At 67.7% G+C, this 2,167-nt stretch carries 2 protein-coding genes; one reads left to right on the top strand and one right to left on the bottom strand.

The features are described 5' to 3' along the window. The coding region (locus tag DI269_RS02470) for a DUF6597 domain-containing transcriptional factor (protein WP_408612259.1) at positions 1-453 on the bottom strand (453 nt) is incomplete at its 3' end. A gap of 124 nt (positions 454-577) precedes the next feature. On the opposite strand from DI269_RS02470, the gene DI269_RS02465 reads away from it, so the two are divergent. Beyond that, a complete protein-coding gene (locus DI269_RS02465) occupies positions 578-2,119 on the top strand; it encodes a glycoside hydrolase family 32 protein (RefSeq protein WP_198667082.1) in 1,542 nt (513 codons plus the stop codon). Positions 2,120-2,167: the final 48 nt, after the last annotated feature.

Raw genomic sequence — 2,167 nt, 5'->3', positions numbered from 1 at the left:
GGTGCCGCTGACGCCGGCCGCCGCGTTCAGGTCGCCGATCGCCAGCGCGCCGCCGGCCGCCGCGGCGAGGCGGTCGCGCAGTCCGGCGACGGCGGCCCGGCCCCACACCTGTTCGAGGGTCACCGGCCGGTCGCAGATCTCGGCCGCGGGCATCGGCAGGAACGGCGCCAGCCCCCACGGCTTGACGTGCACGCCGACCGAAATAGTCCGAAGTGGATACTCTAACGCGAACGCGCGGGTGGGCGTGGTGACCACGCAGCCGTCGGCGTACTCGGCCAGGTGGGTCTCGGCGCCGGCGCGGATGCGGAACGGCGCGCCGAGGTTGACGATGAGCAGCGACGCGGGCATCGGCGGCAGCATGAGCCGGGCGTAGGGCGGGGAGCCCTCCAGGTAGTAGAGGTCGTCGATCAGCCCGTCCAGCGGCGGTCGCGGCACTCTGGATGCGTACTCCATATTCACCGGATGCCCTCCCTCGCAATTAACCGATGTTAACCCGATGCGGCCGTTGAATTAACCTCGATTAACCATATACATTCTCCTATGTCAATTCAGCAATCTATTAGCCGGATTTGGAGCAATGATGCTGCGAACCTCGAGACGGACGCTGCTCCGAGCCGTCGGCGCCGGCGGCGCTGCCGGCCTCATCGGCGTGCCGTTCGCCGAATCGGCTGCCGCCCAGTCACAGTCGCGTCGGCCCTACTACCACTACTCGGTGCCCGACGGCTGGAAGAACGACCCGCAGCGGCCGATCGTCGTCAACGGCCAGACGTACTACTACTACCTGTACAACAAGGACTTCCCCACGGCGGTAGGCACTTCGTGGCGACTGGTCTCCTCCGCCGACAACGTCGCATTCACCGACCTCGGTGACGCCATTTCCAAGGAGGCCAATCCCAACGGGTCGATCTGGTCCGGAAGCCTCGTCGTCGACGCGAACAACACCGCCGGGTACGGCGCGGGCGCGATCATCGCCATCGCGACCCAGGAGGACCGCTTCGCCTCGGCCCCGCACCAGCAGGCGCAGTTCCTGTTCTACTCGAACGACGGCGGCCGCACCTTCGACCGGCGCGACCAGGTCGTCCTGCCCAACCCCGGCGTCGTGGACTTCCGCGACCCTAAGGTCATCTGGGACACCGCCCGCGGCCGGTGGGTGATGGCCCTCGCCGAGAACGACAAGGTCGGTTTCTACCACTCGAACGACCTCAAGAGCTGGACGTACGTCGACGGCTTCATCAGGGGCGGCCTGGGCGTCTTCGAATGCCCCGACCTGTTCTGGATGGACTCCGACACCGGTCCCGGCCAGTGGGTGCTCGGCGTGAGCGTCAACGCGAAGCACCTGGGCCTGCCGGCGAACTACGCGTACTGGACCGGGGACTTCAACGGCACCAACTTCATCCCCAACCACCAGGACCCGAAGTGGCTCGACTACGGCTGGGACTGGTATGCGGCCGTCACGTGGGAGCGGCGGGTCGGCGGGGCGCTCGACACCAAGACCCGCTACGCCATCGGGTGGATGAACTTCTGGGACTACGCGAACAACACGCCGACCTGGGACTCGGACGGGTTCAACGGGACCGACTCGATCGTCCGCGAGGTCTCGCTGAAGTGGTACGGGTCCGTGCCCGCGCTCGTCTCGACGCCGGTGCGGACGCTGGAGGCGCAGGCCTCCAACCGGATCGAGCTCGGGGACGTCACGGTGAACGGCAGGACGGTGCTCGGCTACCGCGGGCGGGCCTACCAGATCCAGACCCGCGTGACCTGGGACCAGGTCGAGAACATCGGCCTCCAGCTGCGGCTGTCGAACGACGACTCCAGGCACATCGACGCCGGCGTCTACCACGACTTCGCCTACGTCAACCGGGAGTACACCGGGAACCCCGACTCCCGCTGGCTGGAGAGCCACACGCCCTTCGACCCGGCGCGGCGGGAGGTGAACCTGCGGATCCTGGTCGACAACCTCTCGGTGGAGATGTTCGTCGACGACGGCCGCTACGTCCACTCCAGCCTGGCCTACCCCGAGAACGCCGACGACCGGCTGGCGCTGTACACCGACGGCGGCGCGGCGGTGTTCCACGACGTCGTGATCACGGAGTTCGCTGCGGGGACCGCGACCGCGTAGGCGCGGAACGCGAGCCGGCCGCGCCGCATGATCGGTGAGCGATCATGC

It is taken from the genome of Glycomyces dulcitolivorans (genome assembly GCF_003265355.1).
Classification (GTDB): Bacteria; Actinomycetota; Actinomycetes; order Mycobacteriales; family Micromonosporaceae; genus Glycomyces; species Glycomyces dulcitolivorans.
The sequence above is the reverse complement of the archived record's forward strand: the minus strand, read 5'-3'. Positions and strand labels throughout refer to the sequence as shown.

Bases quoted from the DNA above. Each gene is read 5' to 3' on its own strand.
- DI269_RS02465 (WP_198667082.1), top strand. From the start codon at position 578: ATGATGCTGCGAACCTCGAGACGGACGCTGCTCCGAGCCGTCGGCGCC.